General features: G+C 36.0%; 20 protein-coding genes. 11 read left to right on the plus strand and 9 right to left on the minus strand.

Features of this window, described 5'->3' with window-relative positions:
- Nucleotides 1-19: 19 nt before the first annotated feature.
- From ACTJKN_RS04600 to ACTJKN_RS04645, 10 genes are all read left to right on the plus strand, one after another.
- Nucleotides 20-727 (plus strand): ATP-binding cassette domain-containing protein, encoded by a 708-nt coding sequence (locus ACTJKN_RS04600; RefSeq protein WP_440823080.1) that lies wholly within the window; start codon nucleotides 20-22, stop codon nucleotides 725-727.
- A gap of 63 nt (nucleotides 728-790) precedes the next feature.
- The gene (locus ACTJKN_RS04605) at nucleotides 791-1273 is read left to right on the plus strand and encodes a hypothetical protein (protein WP_440823082.1); all 483 of its coding nucleotides are present in this window, start codon (nucleotides 791-793) and stop codon (nucleotides 1271-1273) included.
- A 232-nt stretch (nucleotides 1274-1505) separates the two neighbouring features.
- Nucleotides 1506-2045 carry a hypothetical protein gene (locus ACTJKN_RS04610; RefSeq protein ID WP_440823084.1) on the plus strand — a complete coding sequence of 180 codons (540 nt, stop codon included), beginning with the start codon at nucleotides 1506-1508 and terminating at the stop codon, nucleotides 2043-2045.
- 182 nt (nucleotides 2046-2227) lie between these two features.
- Entirely contained in the window at nucleotides 2228-2884 is a 657-nt protein-coding gene (locus ACTJKN_RS04615; protein WP_440823086.1) for a porin family protein, read from the plus strand.
- Nucleotides 2885-3336: 452 nt separating this feature from the next.
- Complete coding sequence (gene gldF, locus ACTJKN_RS04620; RefSeq protein ID WP_440823088.1) at nucleotides 3337-4062, plus strand: gliding motility-associated ABC transporter permease subunit GldF; 726 nt, start codon at nucleotides 3337-3339, stop codon at nucleotides 4060-4062.
- A complete protein-coding gene (gldG, locus tag ACTJKN_RS04625; RefSeq protein ID WP_440823090.1) occupies nucleotides 4062-5747 on the plus strand; it encodes a gliding motility-associated ABC transporter substrate-binding protein GldG in 1686 nt (561 codons plus the stop codon). Before gldF ends, gldG begins: the two co-directional genes overlap by 1 nt.
- Before the next feature lie 33 nt (nucleotides 5748-5780).
- Nucleotides 5781-6905, plus strand: coding sequence for a DNA polymerase III subunit beta (dnaN, locus tag ACTJKN_RS04630; RefSeq protein WP_055914665.1), 1125 nt, complete (start codon nucleotides 5781-5783; stop codon nucleotides 6903-6905).
- Between the two features lie 85 nt (nucleotides 6906-6990).
- Nucleotides 6991-7668: a DUF4397 domain-containing protein gene (locus ACTJKN_RS04635; protein WP_440823092.1), complete on the plus strand. Its 678-nt coding sequence runs from the start codon at nucleotides 6991-6993 to the stop codon at nucleotides 7666-7668.
- Nucleotides 7669-7727: 59 nt separating this feature from the next.
- Nucleotides 7728-8429 carry a DUF4397 domain-containing protein gene (locus tag ACTJKN_RS04640; protein ID WP_440823093.1) on the plus strand — a complete coding sequence of 234 codons (702 nt, stop codon included), beginning with the start codon at nucleotides 7728-7730 and terminating at the stop codon, nucleotides 8427-8429.
- Nucleotides 8430-8493: 64 nt separating this feature from the next.
- Nucleotides 8494-9180, plus strand: a complete 687-nt coding sequence (locus ACTJKN_RS04645; RefSeq protein WP_440823095.1) for a DedA family protein — start codon at nucleotides 8494-8496, stop codon at nucleotides 9178-9180.
- On the opposite strand, the gene ACTJKN_RS04650 is transcribed toward ACTJKN_RS04645, so the two are convergent.
- From ACTJKN_RS04650 to ACTJKN_RS04675, 6 genes are all read right to left on the minus strand, one after another.
- Complete coding sequence (locus ACTJKN_RS04650) at nucleotides 9181-10137, minus strand: zinc dependent phospholipase C family protein (RefSeq protein WP_440823097.1); 957 nt, start codon at nucleotides 10135-10137, stop codon at nucleotides 9181-9183.
- Between the two features lie 54 nt (nucleotides 10138-10191).
- Nucleotides 10192-10617 (minus strand): VOC family protein, encoded by a 426-nt coding sequence (locus tag ACTJKN_RS04655; RefSeq protein ID WP_440823099.1) that lies wholly within the window; start codon nucleotides 10615-10617, stop codon nucleotides 10192-10194.
- A 115-nt stretch (nucleotides 10618-10732) separates the two neighbouring features.
- Nucleotides 10733-11185 (minus strand): DUF1569 domain-containing protein, encoded by a 453-nt coding sequence (locus ACTJKN_RS04660; RefSeq protein WP_440823100.1) that lies wholly within the window; start codon nucleotides 11183-11185, stop codon nucleotides 10733-10735.
- A 7-nt stretch (nucleotides 11186-11192) separates the two neighbouring features.
- Nucleotides 11193-12284, minus strand: coding sequence for a DUF695 domain-containing protein (locus ACTJKN_RS04665; protein WP_440823102.1), 1092 nt, complete (start codon nucleotides 12282-12284; stop codon nucleotides 11193-11195).
- A 15-nt stretch (nucleotides 12285-12299) separates the two neighbouring features.
- Nucleotides 12300-13529: a DUF3999 family protein gene (locus tag ACTJKN_RS04670; protein ID WP_440823103.1), complete on the minus strand. Its 1230-nt coding sequence runs from the start codon at nucleotides 13527-13529 to the stop codon at nucleotides 12300-12302.
- Nucleotides 13510-15888 carry a DUF2339 domain-containing protein gene (locus tag ACTJKN_RS04675; RefSeq protein ID WP_440823105.1) on the minus strand — a complete coding sequence of 793 codons (2379 nt, stop codon included), beginning with the start codon at nucleotides 15886-15888 and terminating at the stop codon, nucleotides 13510-13512. Before ACTJKN_RS04675 ends, ACTJKN_RS04670 begins: the two co-directional genes overlap by 20 nt.
- Before the next feature lie 310 nt (nucleotides 15889-16198).
- Here ACTJKN_RS04675 and ACTJKN_RS04680 point away from each other — a divergent pair, with 310 nt between their 5' ends.
- A complete protein-coding gene (locus ACTJKN_RS04680; protein ID WP_440823108.1) occupies nucleotides 16199-16642 on the plus strand; it encodes a DUF4395 domain-containing protein in 444 nt (147 codons plus the stop codon).
- 1 nt (nucleotide 16643) lies between these two features.
- Here ACTJKN_RS04680 and ACTJKN_RS04685 read toward each other — a convergent pair whose 3' ends face one another.
- The 3 genes from ACTJKN_RS04685 to ACTJKN_RS04695 form a co-directional block, all read right to left on the minus strand.
- Nucleotides 16644-17675, minus strand: a complete 1032-nt coding sequence (locus tag ACTJKN_RS04685; protein ID WP_440823110.1) for an Atu2307/SP_0267 family LLM class monooxygenase — start codon at nucleotides 17673-17675, stop codon at nucleotides 16644-16646.
- Between the two features lie 81 nt (nucleotides 17676-17756).
- Entirely contained in the window at nucleotides 17757-18191 is a 435-nt protein-coding gene (locus tag ACTJKN_RS04690) for a hypothetical protein (RefSeq protein WP_440823112.1), read from the minus strand.
- Between the two features lie 11 nt (nucleotides 18192-18202).
- Nucleotides 18203-19129, minus strand: coding sequence for a M28 family peptidase (locus ACTJKN_RS04695; RefSeq protein WP_440823114.1), 927 nt, complete (start codon nucleotides 19127-19129; stop codon nucleotides 18203-18205).

The raw sequence follows: 19129 nt of genomic DNA on the forward strand, positions 1-19129 counted from the left end.
CTGTCGTAAAAAACACAAAATGAGTATTTCAGTTAAAAATCTTTCTAAACATTACGATAAGCAAAAGGCGGTTGATTCAATTAGCTTTGAAGCCAGGCCAGGTCGTATTTTGGGTTTTCTTGGCCCTAATGGAGCCGGCAAATCTACTACCATGCGTATGCTTACAGGTTATTTAGAACCTACCTCAGGTGAGGCCGAAATTTTTGGTAAAAGTATTTTTTCTGATGCCCTTGAAGCTAAAAAGCATATTGGTTACCTGCCTGAAAATACGCCGCTTTACGCTGATATGTACGTAAAGGAATTTTTAAATTTTGTTGGTCAAACCTATAAACTTGCCAATTTGCCTGCGCGGATTGATGAAGTCATCAAAATGGTAGGCTTAACACCAGAGCAGCATAAAAAAATCGGCATGTTATCTAAAGGGTATCGTCAAAGGGTAGGTTTGGCCCAGGCGATGATCCATAATCCGGCGGTTTTAATTTTAGATGAGCCTACTTCTGGCTTAGACCCGAACCAATTGGTTGATATCAGACAGCTCATCAAAACATTAGGTGCAGCTAAAACGGTTGTCATTTCTACCCACATTATGCAAGAGGTGGAAGCCATTTGCGATGACATCATCATCATTAGCAAAGGTAAAATTGTAGCGAAAGATTCGCTTGAAGGCCTAAAAAAAATGCACCAACAACAATCATTAGAAGATATTTTTAGAAAACTTACTGCTTAATTCATGCTTTGCCAAAAAATAAAAAACGCCTTAATAGTTCTTCTATTTTTAACACCTGTTATATTGAAAGCCCAGAATACCCCTAATATTGGTATTGGTGCCGAAATAGGTTTGCCGTCGGGTAACTTCGTTAATTTATCTGGTATAGGTTTAGGCGCATCAATAAAAGCCAATTTCCCAATAGCTGCTGATTTTGCCATATCCTTAAACGGAGGTTTTATGAATTTTTTTGGTAAGCGAAACCAGCTTTTTAAGGTTCAGGATTTAACCTTTATACCAGTTAAAGCCGGCTTGAAATATCAGCTGGGAGAAAGTTTTTACGCCGAAGGGCAGTTAGGGGCAGCATTGCCATTAAATAATGGACAAAAAACTTTATTTGTTTGGTCGCCTGGTATAGGAAATCAATTTAAGCTATCTGGCGAAAATAAACTCGATTTAGGGATCAGATATGAAGCATGGACGGGTAAAAATGAGTTATCCGATTTAAATAAGACAAATACCAAAGGTTTTGTTGGAATCAGATTTGCTTACGTTTTTGGACTATAGCCAATAACTTAAGATTATTTTTTCCTTTCTTCAATTTGTTCATCAAAGCCTACAGTATATAAGCGCAAGTTAGGATTTACAACTTTTTGGAATAAATTTTTAATGTGTATAACAATTTGTTAGTCAGTATTTTGTGTGTCTATTTTTGCTTTTTTTATTTTGTTTGTAACGTTTTTGGCATCATGCTTGTCTATAAATGCAAAATAATTAACGAACAATAAATAAAAATCACATGAAAAAAGTATTACTTTCTTTATTAATGGTTGCAGGCCTGGGTTTTGCAGCTTCAGCTCAAACAGAAGGAGCAGTTAACAAAATTAGTGTTGGACCAGAGTTCGCATTGCCAATTGGAGATTTTGGGGATGTTTATAATTTAGGCTTTGGCGGTTCAGTTCAAGGTGAGTTAAATGTTGCTAAATCCTTAAATTTAACAGGTTCTGCTGGATATCTGTCTTTCTCTTACAAAAAAGAGTATAAGGATGCTTTTAAAGCCTTAGGTGCAGACCTTAAGAATGAAGGTGCTATCCCAGTAAAGGTTGGTGCTAAATATTATTTTGGTGGCAATTTTTATGGCGCTGGTGAATTAGGTGCTGCTTTTGGTACTGGAGAGGGATCAAGTACAGCTTTTGCGTATGCCCCAACTTTAGGTGCATCTTTTTCGGTAGCTGATAAATCAAGTATTGATTTAGGAATACGTTATGAAGGTTGGGCGAGAAATGGCTCTACCTCATCGTTTATTGGTATCCGCGCTGCATTCGCATTCGGTTTGTAATAAAAACCTTAATTTATTGCAAAGCCTCCAAGAAATTGGGGGCTTTGTTGTTTATCAGCTATTTAAGGTTTCATCGGTTACAAAATAATTTTAACTATCAAGTTAGTTTGTTTATCATTGTACTGTTTTTGCCAAATAGGCAAGGGCAGGGAAACTAAAAAAACAATTTTCAAAAAAATCAGATGAAAAAATTAGTATTATCTTTATTAACAGTTGCAGGTTTAGGCCTTGCAGCTTCAGCTCAAACAAACAAACCTGTAATTTTTGGCGTGAAAGCAGGGGTAGCCTTTCCAAACATGACCATATCATCAGGAAACGCATCGGTAAGTTTTGATGCAAAAACATCTTATTATGTTGGCGGTACGGCCGAATTTGTGCTGTCTGATGTAATTTCGATTCAACCCGGTTTAACTTTTATAAACAAAGGAACTAAACTGGCCAGCGGGGACATTAACTTTGAAGAGAATGACATTGCAACAACTGAAGAGGCAACATTAAACTTTAAATATCTGGAGCTACCGGTAAATTTATTGGCGAATTTTAAAGTTGGAAGCGCTGGTAAAGTGTTTCTGGGTGCTGGACCGTACTTTGCTTACGCCTTAAGCGCAAATGGTAAATATGGCTCGATAAAAGAAGATATCAAATTTGGTGAAGCAGAATCAGAATTTAAACGGACTGATTTTGGCTTAAACTTTCTGGCTGGTTATCAATTAAACAATGGCTTTAATATTCATGCAGGTTACGGATTGGGATTAAGTAGTATAGCAGATTCTGATCTCTCGGACGAGATTACTTTTAAAAATAAAGTTTTCTCAGTAGGAGTAGGCTTTTCTTTCTAAACCAAACCGGAAAATAAGAAGAGGATGTATTATAAAGACAATTTCTCCTCAGATTTTGTCATGTTGTACAAAGAACGCCTACGGAGAGCCTGTCGAAACACATAATAAGGTTATTTAACTAAGTGCTTCGACAGGCTGCTATTGACAGACTTAAATAGAATGATCGTCATCTCGACCGAAGCACCGCGTAGTGGAGAGATCTTTGGATCTATGTTAAAAGATCTCTCCACTACGGTCGAGATGACGATACTTCTAATCGACTCAACTCTTTAAAATTCACCTGTCATCCGTATTGATTTTATACAATAAATTATCTCCCAGGATGACAATTCGAAATTTATGATACAGCCTCTTTTTAAATTTAATTATTGCCGATTTGATAATGGCCGTATTTAATCAATTCCTTTTAAATTTGCAGGAATAAATGGTTAACTTCGGCGTTTTAATAGCACATGTACGCAGTTTTTAAACGCGAGTTATTCAGTTTCTTAAGTTCGATGGTTGCTTATATTACCATTGGCATTTTTCTATTGGTTTCTGGTCTGTTACTTTGGTTTTTTCCTGATACCTCGGTACTTGATTATGGTTATGCCGAACTTGATGGTTTTTTCAGTTTGGTGCCTTATCTTTTCATGTTTCTCATTCCGGCCATTACCATGCGCTCTTTTGCCGAAGAGCGGAGAGAGGGAACCTATGAGCTTTTAATTACCAGGCCCATCCAAATCTGGCAGATTGTTGTGGCAAAGTATTTAGCGAGTTTAGTTCTGGTACTTTTTGCCCTAATCCCAACGTTAATTTATTACTATAGCATTTCAAAGCTGGGTTTTCCTGAAGGAAATATCGATTCAGGATCGGTTATTGGATCTTATATCGGTTTATTTTTACTGGGTGCTGCGTTTACATCCATGGGCATTTTCTCCTCTGCATTGACTAAAAATCAGGTAATTGCCTTTGTGATCAGTGCTGCATTATGTGCATTCGCTTTTTTAGGTTTTGATTACAGCAGTCAGCTTGCTGCATTTCAAAGTATGGAGAACATCATTAGTAATTTAGGGATTAATCAACATTATACTTCGATAAGCCGTGGTGTTTTAGACACCAGAGATCTGATTTACTTTATTTCATTTTCTGTGCTGTTTTTATTGTTCACCAAATTAATAATAGGAGGGAAACGATAATGAAGCTGAAGAATAAATGGCTTAATGCTATCATCGTTATAGCCGTGTTAATTATTTTAAATATCGCGGGTCAGTACGCTTTTCATCGTTTTGATTTTACTGCCGATAAACGTTTTACTTTAAGTGATAAAACGAAATTTTTATTGGAGCAAAATAAAAAACCGGTAATCATTACTGTATTTTTAGCGGGAGAGTTACCACCTGCTTTTAAACGACTGCAGGCTGCGGTGTCGGATATTTTATCTGATTACCAGGCCTATGCTAAAACCGAGGTTAAGGTGGCGTTTGTTGATCCGATAGCGGGACTTAATCAGGCTGATCAAGATACCGTGATCAATAATTTATATGAAAGAGGTATAGAAGCAACCAATTTAAGTGTTAAAACTGAAAATGGATTAACGCAGAAACTCGTATTTCCGATGGCTATGATGGAAAGCGAAGGAAGAGAATTTCCCATCAAACTCTTTCAAAATTTAGATACCCGCGGAAATTATGAAGACAATATAAACCGCTCTATTGAAAACCTGGAATATATTTTTACTTCGAGTTTAAAGAAAGTACTTTCGGGTGATAACCCCCGGATTGGTTTTTCGGAATCAAATGGCGAACTTTCCGATTTACAATTGGCTGATGCCATTCACACCCTATCTAGCAGCTATCTGGTTGGCCGTATTGATTTAAATAGTATTGATAAAGCAGGGCTTGATAAATTGAAAATGTTGATTATCGCCAAACCCAAAAAACCTTTTACTGAAACGGAGAAATACAAAATCAACTATTTCGTAATGAACGGTGGAAGAGTGCTTTGGAGCATTGATCAGGTAAATGCCGAATTGGATAGCCTGCGCGGAAAAAGTGGGCAGATGGCTGTTAACAGTAACTTGAACCTTGATGATATGCTTTTTATGTATGGCGCAAGGATTAATTATAATATTATTGCCGATCCGGCAAACAGTGCCGAAATCCCAGTTTCTACAGGAGTTGTAGGCGGGCAGAACCAAATGCAATTGGTGCCATGGATCTATTACCCAATTTTATTGCCCGATACTGTAGAAAGTGTTGTGAAAAAGCTGGATGGTGTAAAATCTGAATTTCCCAGTACAGTAGATACTATTGGTGTTAAAGGCTTAAAAAAATCGTATATTTTAGCTACATCTCCTTATAATAAAGTGTATAATGTGCCGAAATTGTTTAGCTTGCAAATGGTAAGTGAACAGTTAGATCCGCGGTCTTTCCAAAGTAAACCACAGCATGTTGGTTTAATGTTGGAAGGTAATTTTCCTTCGGTTTTTGCCGGGCGACCTTTGCCAGCTACCATTACACAACCTTATACCTTAGAAAGGATAAGCAAACCGGCTAAAATGATTGTGATAGGAGATGGCGATATTTTTAAAAATCAGGTATCGGAGCAAAATGGAACCCCCTTTCCGTTAGGTTTCGACCGTTATTCGCAGCGTACTTTTGGTAATAAGGCCTTATTGCTCAATATTGTTGATTATTTTACAGATAATGACAACTTAATTGCGCTACGGAATAAAGAAGTAAAAATTAGATTGTTGGATAAAGCCAAAATTAAACTCAAAAAAACGAAATGGCAATTTATAAATGTGGTGGCACCCTTGCTATTGTTAATATTCTTTGCGATTTTTCAACATTATCACCGCAAATACAAGTACGCTAAATAATTTTTATATTTTTGAAGAAGACTAAATAATATCATGAGATTTATTGTATCCACATCAACTCTATTAAAACATTTACAAACCGTAAATGGTGCATCAAGCAGCAGTACGGTTTTGCCTATATTAGAAAATTTTCTCTTCGAAATTAAAGATGGAAACTTAACTATCTCTGCTACCGATCTGCAAACCAGCATGACAACTGCTTTGGCTGTAGAATCAAAGGAAGAAGGTAAAGTAGCTGTTCCATCTAAAATTTTATTAGATACACTTAAAACATTGCCAGATCAGCCCATCGCATTTAATATCGATGATAGTACTTTTGCGATCGAGATCAGTGCCGGAGATGGTAAATATAAATTAAGTGGTGAAAATGGTGACGATTTTCCGAAGATTCCAATAGTGGAAAACGCGTCTTCTGTAAACCTACCTGCGTCTGTTTTAACGGAAGCCATTACAAAAACTATTTTTGCAGTAAGTAACGATGAGTTGCGCCCGGCTATGACAGGTGTATTCTGTCAGTTATCCCCTCAGCACATTACCTTTGTAGCTACCGATGCACATAAATTGGTGAGATACCGCCGTATGGATAGCAAGGCAGATAAAGCAACCTCATTTATTCTCCCTAAAAAAGCTTTAACACTTTTGAAGGCTGCTTTACCTTCTACTGATATTAATGTATCAGTAGATTATAATGCAACAAGCGCTTTCTTTAAGTTCGAAAATATCAATTTAGTGTGTCGTTTAATAGACGAGCGCTATCCAGATTATGAGGCGGTAATTCCAACAAATAATCCTAACAAGCTAATTATCGATAGAAGTTTGTTTTTAAATACACTTCGTAGGGTTGTAATTTTTGCGAATAAAACGACACATCAGGTAAGACTGAAAATTAGCGGAAGCGAATTAAATATCTCTTCAGAAGATTTAGATTTTGCTAACGAAGCACACGAGCGTTTAAGTTGCCAGTATGACGGCGAAGACCTTGAAATAGGCTTTAATGCACGCTTTTTGATCGAGATGTTAAGTAACCTAAGCGGTGACGAAGTTACTTTAGAACTTTCGACACCGAACAGAGCAGGTCTTTTAATTCCACAAACCAATGATGAAAATGAGGACGTTTTAATGTTGGTGATGCCTGTTATGCTAAATAATAGTTATTAATAAAAAACTAATTTATTAGTTTTATTGACAAAGTGGCTTGGTTTTTGACCGAGCCATTTTTGTTTATAATCAACTAACCCAACCAATGAAAATCTATAACAATCTCTCGAAATCACTGATTTTGCTCACCGTTTTATGTATTATAGGCCTATCATCCTGTAAAAAGGAGAATCCAGATGAGGTAGTAAAAGGCCAGGCCAAGGTAAAAATGGTCAATGCATCGCAGGCCGATGTGCATCAGGATGTTTATTTAGATAATGAAAAACTAACTACTGCTGCTTTAGCCTTTGGCGAAACCAGCGATTATGTAAAAATACCTTCTGGTAATAGAAGCGTTTCTTATGCCGGAACAAACAGTACAACTACAGATACCTCTTTAAACTTTACGCCATCTATTACCTACACTACTTTTTTGGTTACCAATAAAAAAGGGGAGATGGAAATAGTAAGTTATGAAGATAATTTAAGTAATAACGAGTCAGATAAAGCTAAAATCAAACTGATTAATCTGACGCCAAATTTTGCCACGGGCATAAACGTTATGGTACAGGGCGGTACCCAGTTTGTTAATGGATTGGCTTTTAAAGAAGCATCAAGCTACTTTACAGTAGATACCGGATTCAATTTAAGATATAATGTAGTAGGCTCTGGTAATGTTAAAACCATACAAAGTACAGCTTTAGAAGGGGGGAAGATATATACCATTTGGTTTAGCGGTACAACAGCAGCAACCTTAGAAGCACATATCATTACCGATAATTAATTTCAAAGTTTAATATGCTTTCTGCTATCTTTACGTTTTATTAGCATCAGCGATTAATTATGAAAAACAAAGTATTGTTTCCTAAAATATTTCTACTTCTTATACTTGCCGTTTTAATCAGTTCATGCATCAAAAACGATAATTTAATTGAAGGTGATGCCAAAGTTCGATTCTTTCATGCCGCTTCGACTGACACTACGCAAAGTTTCTATTTAAATGGAATACAAATAGGAACACCTGTTGCTTACAATACAAACACAAGTTATGTAGTCGTTGCTGGCGATGCTGCTTATAATATAACCACACGAAATATAAATACAGGTGTTGACGTAGCTTTATTAGGAGATCAAACATTTAAAATCGGGCAGAATTATTCTGTGTTTTACTATAAAGAAAAAACTGGTGATCCTGCAAAACTGAAAGTTTATACCGATGATGTAAAACCAGATCTTGATTCAGCTAAATTAACTTTTTTAAACCTTGGTTACACACTAGGCTCTAGTGTTGTAATTACCGATAGCACAAATACGGCCAAACCTGTAGAATCTACAATTGCGTATGGAGCGATTAAAACTTTAAAGGTTAAAGTTAATAAAAACATGAAATTTGCCTTTAAATTAACGAGTCCTACTGCGACAAACCCACCGCCTGTGGTACCACGCTTAGATTCTCTTAATATTAATAATGGTAGAGTTTACCTTATATTATTTGATGGCGATAAAAAGGGAGAACTTAAAAATCGAATCATCTCTGCCAACTAATTTTATTGCAATACACTAGCATTTAATCCCTTTGATATTCATACTTTTGCCCAAAATTAGATAAATGGAACTACTACAGCAGCTTATAGATTTTATTCTTCATATAGACGTACATTTAGCTGAAATTGTTAACGAATACCGTACCTGGACTTACCTCATTCTATTCCTGATCATTTTTGCCGAGACTGGTTTTGTGGTAACACCATTCCTGCCTGGTGATTCGTTGCTTTTTGCAATGGGCGCTTTAATTGCTGGCGAACATGAAACTGGTTTAAATATCTGGATCATGCTTGTTATTTTAATTGTAGCAGCAATTTTAGGGAATACAGTTAACTACAAACTCGGGAGTGTTTTAGGTGCAGGTGTATTTAAAGAAAAAAATAAGATTTTGAAGCTTAAATATTATCATCAATCTCACGAATTTTTTGAGAAACATGGCGGTAAGGCCATTATGTTGAGTAGGTTTCTGCCAATTTTCAGAACAATTGCACCATTTGTAGCTGGAATAGCCAAAATGCCTTTTGGTCGTTTTACCTATTATAACATTATTGGTGGAGTAGCCTGGATATTTGCATTATTGTTAGGCGGTTATTTATTAGGACAGATTCCGGTAATTAAAAACAACTTCGAATTGGTTATTATTTTTATCGCTGTTGTAACTTTTGTTCCCGCCGTCTGGGCAGCTGTTAGGAGCCGTTTTCAGCCTAAAAAGATTGAGGCAATTATTGAAGGAGAGGATACAAAAGCATAATTATAGTTCCCTACCAATTAGGGAACCATTTTGATATTTCTTTTCTACCACCTCACTTTCTATTTTCTCATCAGGTAATAACGCTGTTTTAATCAGGCTTTTAAGCCTTGGCTGGCCAGCATCAACCCAGGCAGAATACCAGAATGATCCAGTTTTTAATATGGCAGCACGCATTTGCTTTTCTACCATGTTATTCATTTTAGTATCGTAGGCTTTTGAATAGGCTGTGGAGTATTGTTTCATTACAGTATTATTCCTTTCAGAAAAGCTATACTTTTTGTCGGAAGGAAATGATGCGTTCAGTTCAGCTTCGAAAGTTAATACGGTATCAACCAAACTGTGCGTGTGTTTAAGTATTTTCCAGATTTCTTGTAATGGATTTTCAATATAATCTGCTTTGCCAACAACAAAATTGTAATGAGTTGAAAATAATTCGGGCAAACGGCTTTCCCAAAAGGCATGTATACCTACCTGATTGGTAAGTTGGCCATTGTGATTGGCAGTAGTGTGTAAAGGAACATGTGCATCACCAATGTAATGCCCCAGGTCTGCAGAATATTTTAGGATTTTTACCGAATCACGCATTTTAAAGGCTTTAACTAAAGCATAATAACTACGCTGTATTTGCCAGGGGATAATACCATCGGTGTTCAGCTTTTTTTTGCCATATTTAGCTAGGGCATCATCCCATTTTTCGGGTATACTATCTATATTTTTCTCATAGTTCTCCACATCGAGGTAATGCCGTGGTGCTTCGAGCGTATCAGCATACCTGCGTTTATCGGGATCAACGGCATGTTCAGTAATGTATTTGATATTCCTTTTATAGAAACCGATCATGTCAGAAGGCAAAGTGAAAACAGCAAGGTTGTTTATCCTTTGATGTGCAAAGAACCCCCAGGAGGTACAAAGAAATATAGGGATGATTAACGCGGTTAAAATCGTTAATCTTTTCATATAATCTAAGATAAGTAATTTTCTTTGTAACTCAAATGGTGTAGAAGTTAAAAATTATGCCTCTTCCATTTTTTTCATATCAAGCTTTTTCATTTTCATAACGGCGTCCATTACTCTTTTTGCTCTTTCGGGCGTTGCCATCAGCTCACCGATGTTTGACGGAACAATTTGCCATGAAAGTCCGAATTTATCCTTTAACCATCCGCAAACGCTTTCTGTGCCCCCGTCATTTAAGAAAGTATCCCAATAATAATCTATTTCTTCCTGACTGTCGCAGTTTACCATAAGAGAAATAGCTTCATCAAATTTAAACTGTGGACCGCCATTAAGGCCCATAAATTTATTTCCGTTTAATTCGAAAGTAACTACCATAGGGATTACTTGTGTAATTTTGGAATCTTTAAAAACTGTACAATAGTATTTTGCTGCTGCTTCGGCTTGTCCGTCAAACCAAAGGCATGTTACAAGTGGTTTTGCCATTTATATAAATTTTTTTGTGTTACCACAAGTTAGGCAAGATTTTTAGTCTGTGTAAGGTTTAAAAGTGACGATTTAAGGGGGCAATTTGGACAATAATTTGCGGTTATGCTCCTGGCTAAGCCCCAAATTGTGCTAAATGGTGGTCCAGGTGTTTATAAAACATATTGTTCCACTCCGTTTTTGCTAATGGGCCAAATGAATGTGATTTTTTCCCGTCGAAATGATTTTCGCCGAGTTGTTGGGTTTGATTAATGTAACCGATTAAACGCATTTTCTCTTTTTCAAAATCTTTCTCGTCTTTAATAATAAATTGAGGGGCTGTCTGATTATTTTTAGGATAAGGCTTTTCGCTTACTACTTTGCTTTTGACTAGTTTTTTCAGGATAAACTTCATTATTGGCCCCGGTTTTGGATGAATATCATCGTAAACCATTTCGTAAGTTACATTGCAATGTGCCAGCATCTGTGCAACGTTCATTTTACCCCAAAGTTGAGTGGTAGCTGGAGTAAGCTTGTTAATTCTTTCAATAATTTCGCTCGTTACTGCGGGTTGGAAAATGTTCTTCATGGTTTGTTTAGTTGCCTATAAATCTATTAAATGATTGCCAATATTTATCTCTGTAAATTTCGTAAGATATTTGAAATCTGTCGGCATATTTTGCGATGATCTGGTGCATTATTTTTGAGGGTTTCCTAAATTCTTTGCAGGCGTAAAAGATTTCTCTTGTGCCATTGGCAGTCTCTCTGCCAATATTTAAATATCCATCAATATCTTTTAGTAATATTAAGATTTCATCTTCCAGATCATTTAATTGATCATACTCTTCTTTAGCGGGTAAACCATTCCCGTCAGAAGAAAATCTAATTTCAATATTTAAAATCCACGGGTGCGACGCTTTATCCTCCCATGATAATAAGTCGGTATTTACAACAGCAATCAATGGATTTCCATTTTCTAACTGGGCCTCCAACATGTTATAGCTATCATTTTCAGTACTATGCCTTATACCATCGTATTTTTCTATAAACTCTTTCTCACGCCAGATCAAAAAATCTTTTAATTTTTCTATCGGAATAAGTTCTTTTTGCAGCTGTTCTTTTCCAACTATCTTTAAACGATCGATTGTAGTTGCGAAGTTCAGCTCTCCCAGGTAATTATCAAGAAAAATGTATACACCGTTAGTGATCGCCTTGGAATTTTGTTCGTTCAAATCGTCGTGAACAATGGTTACATCTATTTCATCCGGAAAGTTTGTGTGCTCGGTATAATAAAATTTTAAATTTTCTCTATTAAACTGATAATTACCCATGTTTATGTTTACATTTTCTATAGCTAAGGGTGATTTTAGTGCGGTAACGGTCCAGCCCTCAATTTTTGGTGCTGCAGCAACTAGTTCTTCTACAAAAACGATATTTTTAATATTCCCATCTGCTGTAAGAACCAACTCAGCAGTAGTATCGTTTATCATTCCTGTTAAAAAGAAATAACCATCTTTCAATTCGGCCAATTTTGGTGAAAGTTTATTGAAGAAGTCTTTTTCAAAGTCTCCATGTGTTTTAACCACCTTGAAAAAATCTTTTTCATTTTTCTTGAACCAGGTCCAGAAATCTTCATTTGATTTTATCGCTTCTTCTTTTTGTCCAAATAACTTTTTTAATAAACTCATCTTTAATTATAAATCTTAATTCCTCAACATTTTAAATGAAAACCAGCCCAATAGCGCAATAATCACCGCCATTAATACCCAAAGCCATGCTTTGTTTTCAAATAATGGTTTTTCTATTTTAACGGAATAGGCAGGGTTTTGCTGTTCTGCTCCAATGTTTACACTGGTTAGATTTGTAGGGATCTTACTTTCAAATTTTTCAATTTCATAAACCGGACCTGTAGCTTTTTCATTGCCATAATATAAGGCATATTCATCTTTTGGTTCGTCAAACCTGGCAATAATTTCATAAATATTTCCTTTTAACTGTAAGCCGCTTAAACGTAACGGCTTATTGTCGTTATTTTGGATTGTGATTTTTAATCTGGACGTAATGGTATTAGGGAAATTGAATGCTGGCTCTTCCAGAGAACTTATCGTGCCTTCATAAAGATCCGCATAATTGTACTGAATGCCTTGGTCGGTTTTAAAACTATCCGTTGCATATTCAATTTTGATGGAACGGTAGAAATCGAAATCACTTTGCGCGTTCAACTTTAAATAGGATAGGGGGACCGGATTGGTCAAGGCTACATCAATAACTGTTTCCTTTTTGGATACGTCGTTTTTAAGATCAAAAGATTGATACTTAACCTGCTGATAGATTCCCTTTATAGTATCTGTTTTCGAAATTTTTGCTTCCAATAATTCGGGCTGCATTGGGCTTTTTACCGCAATCCTATAATATTGATATTTCGAATCAGGAAAATTCAATTTGGTAAATTGGTAATCTGTATCGTTGTTCTTAATCGAAAGAATTCTATAGTCGGTTAAGATCGAAAACCATTCTTTATTATCGTTACTACCTTCGATGGTAAGTTTCCAATCGAAGTTTTCTTGTTTAAAAGCCAAATTAATCTGGTTGATTAAATTTATTCCGGGCGATTGAAAAGTATAATAATAACCATTTGGGTTGGCACTCTGGTTAATCTGTTTAAATGCAATATCGTTTGTAGTTACCTTATCGGCACGCTGTTTTAACAGGTAAGGAACTTCTGTGGTATCTTTTCCATTGATGCCAAAAATCCTTAAATCTTCGAAACCTGCATTTGCTTTTTTATACAAATCATCTGGCAGTGCCATTTTATGCCAAACAGAATTAACACCCGTTATACTCCGCTTAAATTTGTAAGTATTGGTTTGTGCATTTGCCATGGTGGCGCAAAGCAAAAGCAAGGTGAATAGGTTAATTTTCAATTTTAGCATCGTCTATAATTAAATGTTTGTATTTGTTATAAAGGAAAGAAATGATGAGCAATAACACACCTAATGACACAAAAACTATGGTTTTGGAGATCGTGCTTAAAGAATAGATGTCGTAAAAGAAAAGTTTGATCAACGTTATCCCAAATAAAACCATGGCACCAATACGCAGGTGTTTTTTGTTTTTGGCCAGGCCCATGCTAATTAAGAATAATGAGAATATGCCCCAAAGGATGCTCAATCCCAGTTTATAACTTCCTTCTGAATGTGATAGTTCTAAAATATTGATCAATTCGCTGCTGATGATCCACAAGAGGGAAAGATAAAGCAGGTAATCAAACATGGTTTTCAAATCTTTTTTTAATAATCCTGAACGCTGCAACTGGTAGCATTGTACAATCAATAAAGCAAAAAAAGCGATTGCTACATACCTGATGCCAATATTAAATGAACCAATAATGAAATATTTACTTTCGGGAATTAAATAGGCATCCCTAAGCTCACTTAGTTTGTAGAGTCCAAAAGTTAGAAATACTATAATAACCCAGATGTTAATAATAAGGTTAGTGATAGCGAGTTTGCTGTTTTTTAGCTTTTTAATGTTCAGATAACTTAATGCAGCAGCAAAAAGTAGGGTGTAAATATAAATCCACGCTGTTTTTAAGGTCTTGTAATTATAGTTGTATTCACTGATTGAATCGTAAAATCTGGTTTTTGGAGTAGTGTTGATTTTGCTCAATTCGAAGAGGTTATTAAAGTATTTAGAAATCTCGATCCTAAAGGTAATGTAGATTACAAAAACCAAAATAGCGGGAATGGAATAACTGAGTATCTGTCTCATCCAGCCCCATGCTATGGGTTCTTCACTTTCTTTTTTGCTGATGCTGAACATCCAGAAGAAGCAGGCAATAAATATGCATGCGGTTAAAAAGCCAACGTTAAGGATTGGTGTGATTACGGTTGCATTTCCGTTATAGCTATCATAATAAGTTATCCAATCTTCCAGCAGACTAAAAAAGGCCAGAAATATTAGTGGGAAGGAAAGTTTTTCATAAATAACAATCTTTTTTATCCGTGCTAAATAGAATAATACAGCGGCCTCTACAACCCAGAAAATGGTTACCCAACCGCCATCTAACTGAACAGGAACAGCCATGGTAATAAAGGTGATCACCATTGCCAAAATGAGGTAAAAGAGATTTTTATCTGCAAGATTTTTCTTGTAAATAATTAAGCTCACCACAAAGTGGATCACGGCATTTGCCAACGTAAACAAGCCTAATAATTCAGTGCTGTTCTTATTGTCTGATAATATTATATAACCTATTCCGTAGTATACAAATGAATTTAAAAGTAAGATGATTACGTCGCTAAAGCCAAAAACTTCTTTCTTGCTTACTTTGTAGGCCAGGTTGGTAATGTAAAAAATAAGGAAAAATAGGGTAGAAAATAATAATGCGAGGCTAAAGTAATTGTTTGTGTTACTTAAATCTAAGCGCCAGGCAGAAAAGATGATCCATGTTAAGCCAAAAGATGCATAGAATAAAGGCTTCCAGTATTTTTTGAAACTGAGCACGAGGATGCCAATATTGATAATGGCCATGTAGGTAAACAAAATGCCGACCTTGCCCGAACCATCGCTCAGTAAAAAAGGCACGGCATAAGCGCCAACTAAACCAATATGGGCGATAACCTGTTTGTTATACTTAATTGCTGCAACAACCGTAAATGAGGTGAATACAACCATTAAGGCAAAGGCCAATGCCTGAGGAATTAAGGTGTAGAAATCGTAAGCTGCATAAGTAATAAAATACATAATGGCAATCGCACCACTAACCAAAACGGCTGAAAAATTTTCGTATTTGGCTTTAAGTTTTATTGCAAAAGCCATTAGACTTGCTCCAACGGTATAACCCAATACAATCCTGGTAAGTGGACTAATCATATCATGGTCAATGGCATATTTAGCACCAATAGCCACACCAATGATTAAAATCAGGATTCCAATTTTGCTAATCAGGTTTTCTCCAATAAATTTTTCGAAATCAGATTTAACCATGTTTTCGCGTTTAAATCTCTCGGCAAAATTAGGTTGCGTTTGGGTTGTCGGAGAAGGAATAGGCGCAGGGGTAGGTTGAGGAACAGCCGAATGTTGTACGACAAAGCTCGGGGGTGTATTTCTTGGTGGTACTGAAATGATTGGCTCGGGGTTTATTGTTGGAGGCTTAGATACTGAACCTGGTGATTGCAGCGCCTTAACCTCGTTTCTTAAAGCTTGAATTTCTGCTTCAAAGCCTTGTTGCCTGAGCAACAGGTTTTCCAGCTTAATTAATAGCAGGTTTAATTTTTCTGAATTATCCATTCTGTATTTTGTAGTGCGTTATTTTACTTTACTAAATATAGGAATGTATTTTAGAACGAGGTGAAAAATTTGAGTGGATGAATTAAGGCAATGCTTTTACCATCCCTTGCAGAATGTATTCAGGCGTTTTTTACCACTGATGTACACAGATAAACACAGATTTGTATTTGAGTTTATCTGTGTGCATTCTTTTATCTGTGATTGACAATACACCTTTCAGCTTAGTTCCTAGTTAAATGACATTATAGTGGGTAGCTTTATGATTGGCTGATTAAATTAATTCGCTAATTTTAGGGCAAAATTAGCCCCTATGGAATTATCTTGCCCGGTATCAGCAGAAAGAATAAATGAAAATGTAGTTAGGATTATTGCCTTTATGGTTGCTGCGATTGCAATTGCTTGTATCGTGTTTTCAAATTACTGGGCAATCGTTTTCCTGCTGTTTGATTTTGCTTTAAGGGCATTTACTATAGGTAAATTTAGTTTGTTGAAATTTATCGCCATCAAAATAGCTGACGGGCTTTCGCTTTCGCCGAAAATGAAGGATCTGGCCCCAAAAAAGTTCGCGGCAACCTTAGGCTTTGGATTCTGCCTTTTGATTACCGCGGTATTTCTGTTTGATCTTTATAATGCAGCGCTGATTTTTACCTCCATCATGATCGTTTTCGCTTTGTTAGAAAGCTTATTCGCCATCTGTGTTGGTTGTTATATTTATTCTTTTTTGCAGATTTTCACTAAAAAGAATGAGGCTTAATTTATTTCTTTAAAGCCTCGCGTACTTTTGGTGCAATTTTGCTTCCGAATAATTCAATTGATTTCATTAAGGCTGTGTGAGATGGACCTCCTACGTCCATGTGTGCTGAGAAACGTGTTAAACCAAAGGTTTCTTCCATGGCTAAAATCTTCTCTACAGATTCGTTTACATCGCCAATAATTAAAGCACCACTACTGTTTCGGCCAGCGTCGAACTGATTGCGTTGATAAGGTGCCCAACCACGTGATTTACCGATCCTATTCATTTGAGCAGAATAAAGAGGGTAGTAGTAATCTGCAACTTCGTTACTGTTTTCGCCAAATAAAGCGTGCATATGCACACCTACTTCAAATCTACTCTTGTCATGTCCATACGCTTCGTAAACTCTTTTGTAGTAATCGAAAAGTGGCTTAAACTGTATCGGCTGACCGCCGATGATAGCAAACATTACAGGTAAACCTAATCTCCCGGCGCGTTCTACCGATTCTGGTGTTCCACCAACGGCTACCCATATTTTTAAATTGTCGTTTACGGCTCTTGGTAATATTTCCTGGTTATTCAGTTCTGGTCTGAATTTACCCTTCCAGCTGATTTTGGGCTCCTTGTTTATTTTAAGGAGCAATTCTAACTTCTCTTCGTAAAGCTCGTCGTAATCTTGAAGGTTATAACCAAACAGCGGAAACGACTCGATAAAACTTCCACGACCAGCCATTAATTCGGCCCTGCCATTCGAAATTAAATCTATTGTGGCAAAATTTTGATACAATTTAACCGGATCGGATGAACTTAAAACCGAAACTGCACTGCTTAACTTAATGTTTTTGGTTACTGTAGCTGCCGCGGCCAATATAATTTCAGGACTCGATACGGCGTAATCAGGGCGATGATGTTCGCCAATTCCATAAAAATCTAAACCAACCTCGTCCATTAGTTTAATTTCTGCTATAATTTCCTGAAGTCTTTGCTGAGCGGGTTGAATTTCTCCTTTTGCATTAATCTGCAAATCGCCAAACATACCGATGCCTAATTCCATAATGTTAAAATAATTTTAACAAAGTTAATGGATAGGCGGAAAGTAGCTTTTGATGTATGGTAAGAAATATTATGAAAATTATTAACCTGTAAGTTTACCTAGCTTGTTTAAAATGGTTTCGAGCTCGTGGTTGGAGTAATCGAAATTTGTAGATTCAATTTTAAACTTTCTGCCATTTTGTAAAACAATGCTAATGAAAGAATATCTTCTACGCCCAAATGACTCATCATCAATAGCTTTTATTGTTTTAATTTCATTCCACTTAAAATTTCCCAGTTTTAACAATATGATTTCATTTTCATTGGCTATGATAGCATATTCCTCTTGTTTGGAGATTAGATTCCTGAAATAGAATATGAAAAATACTGTCAATATCGACATTGTAATTAAAGCAGATTGAGCATAACTTAGATTAAACATAAATATCGGTGCAATAAATAATAATGGGAACATGCAGAAGATATAAATCATAATAAATATGTTGCCATTGTCTTTAACTTTTATCGAGGTAATCATTGATTCAATTTTTACAACTTCAGAGAAATGATTCCATTATAAACACCATCAATCACCTTACTCATTCTTGGAATATCTAGCGTTTCCATAGTATCGGTTTTTTGATGGTAGTTTTTATTCCGATAGAAAGAAGTATCGGTGATCATTAAGGCATCGTAGTCAAATTTCCAATAGTTTAAATGGTCTGAAAAGTCGATGCCTGATAATGCGGGTGGGCCTGAAAAGGTTTTGGTAAGAATATTTTTTGTGGATTTAAAACTTTTAGAAAATTGACTTACAAAAGCACCTGAACCAAATTTTTTAACAATTGTGATGTAATTTCCTTTATTTCCATACTTTACGGATAAGATACCCAAGGGATAGTCTTGAGATTTTTCTTCATCTTTAAAGTATCCGATCATTTCCAGTGAAATCATTCCATAAATATCGGCTTTAGCCTCGTTTAAGGATTTGGCATGGATATAACTGCCCATGAATTCGGTTCTAAAATATGGAGGCTCTTCTAAGGTATAGGCAACGAGGTCGATACGGTATTCTAATTTTTTGCCTTGCAATAACCTGGAGAGCTCTAATAAACCCACAACGCCACTGGCATTATCATCTGCACCTTCCTGATCACCACAAACATCGTAATGTGCACCAATGATGATCCGTTTTTTATTTTCAGTACCAAAAGAGCAGATAATATTTTTAAAAGTTTTTTGACCGATATTATATTCTTGTACAGAAACGCTATCTGATGATTTTTCAAAGATTGTTTTGATATAATCGGCTGTCAGATTGAGTTGATCGATATTATTATGGTTACGAAATCCAGGTGTTTTGGTTAAGGTTTTTAAATGTGATTTGATTAAAGATGTATCTGATTGGGCGGAAACGCTACCATAATAAGCTATGAAAATGAAAAGAAAGCCAATTAAGATTCTAAATTTATGCAT

This window comes from Pedobacter sp. 22163 (assembly GCF_052045595.1).
Taxonomy (GTDB): domain Bacteria; phylum Bacteroidota; class Bacteroidia; order Sphingobacteriales; family Sphingobacteriaceae; genus Pedobacter.

Coding starts and splice junctions, on each gene's coding strand:
- ACTJKN_RS04600 (WP_440823080.1), top strand. CDS start 20: ATGAGTATTTCAGTTAAAAATCTTTCTAAACATTACGATAAGCAAAAG.
- ACTJKN_RS04610 (WP_440823084.1), top strand. CDS start 1,506: ATGAAAAAAGTATTACTTTCTTTATTAATGGTTGCAGGCCTGGGTTTT.
- ACTJKN_RS04615 (WP_440823086.1), top strand. CDS start 2,228: ATGAAAAAATTAGTATTATCTTTATTAACAGTTGCAGGTTTAGGCCTT.
- gldF (WP_440823088.1), top strand. CDS start 3,337: ATGTACGCAGTTTTTAAACGCGAGTTATTCAGTTTCTTAAGTTCGATG.
- gldG (WP_440823090.1), top strand. CDS start 4,062: ATGAAGCTGAAGAATAAATGGCTTAATGCTATCATCGTTATAGCCGTG.
- dnaN (WP_055914665.1), top strand. CDS start 5,781: ATGAGATTTATTGTATCCACATCAACTCTATTAAAACATTTACAAACC.
- ACTJKN_RS04635 (WP_440823092.1), top strand. CDS start 6,991: ATGAAAATCTATAACAATCTCTCGAAATCACTGATTTTGCTCACCGTT.
- ACTJKN_RS04640 (WP_440823093.1), top strand. CDS start 7,728: ATGAAAAACAAAGTATTGTTTCCTAAAATATTTCTACTTCTTATACTT.
- ACTJKN_RS04645 (WP_440823095.1), top strand. CDS start 8,494: ATGGAACTACTACAGCAGCTTATAGATTTTATTCTTCATATAGACGTA.
- ACTJKN_RS04650 (WP_440823097.1), bottom strand. CDS start 10,137: ATGAAAAGATTAACGATTTTAACCGCGTTAATCATCCCTATATTTCTT.
- ACTJKN_RS04655 (WP_440823099.1), bottom strand. CDS start 10,617: ATGGCAAAACCACTTGTAACATGCCTTTGGTTTGACGGACAAGCCGAA.
- ACTJKN_RS04660 (WP_440823100.1), bottom strand. CDS start 11,185: ATGAAGAACATTTTCCAACCCGCAGTAACGAGCGAAATTATTGAAAGA.
- ACTJKN_RS04665 (WP_440823102.1), bottom strand. CDS start 12,284: ATGAGTTTATTAAAAAAGTTATTTGGACAAAAAGAAGAAGCGATAAAA.
- ACTJKN_RS04670 (WP_440823103.1), bottom strand. CDS start 13,529: ATGCTAAAATTGAAAATTAACCTATTCACCTTGCTTTTGCTTTGCGCC.
- ACTJKN_RS04675 (WP_440823105.1), bottom strand. CDS start 15,888: ATGGATAATTCAGAAAAATTAAACCTGCTATTAATTAAGCTGGAAAAC.
- ACTJKN_RS04680 (WP_440823108.1), top strand. CDS start 16,199: ATGGAATTATCTTGCCCGGTATCAGCAGAAAGAATAAATGAAAATGTA.
- ACTJKN_RS04685 (WP_440823110.1), bottom strand. CDS start 17,675: ATGGAATTAGGCATCGGTATGTTTGGCGATTTGCAGATTAATGCAAAA.
- ACTJKN_RS04690 (WP_440823112.1), bottom strand. CDS start 18,191: ATGATTACCTCGATAAAAGTTAAAGACAATGGCAACATATTTATTATG.
- ACTJKN_RS04695 (WP_440823114.1), bottom strand. CDS start 19,129: ATGCATAAATTTAGAATCTTAATTGGCTTTCTTTTCATTTTCATAGCT.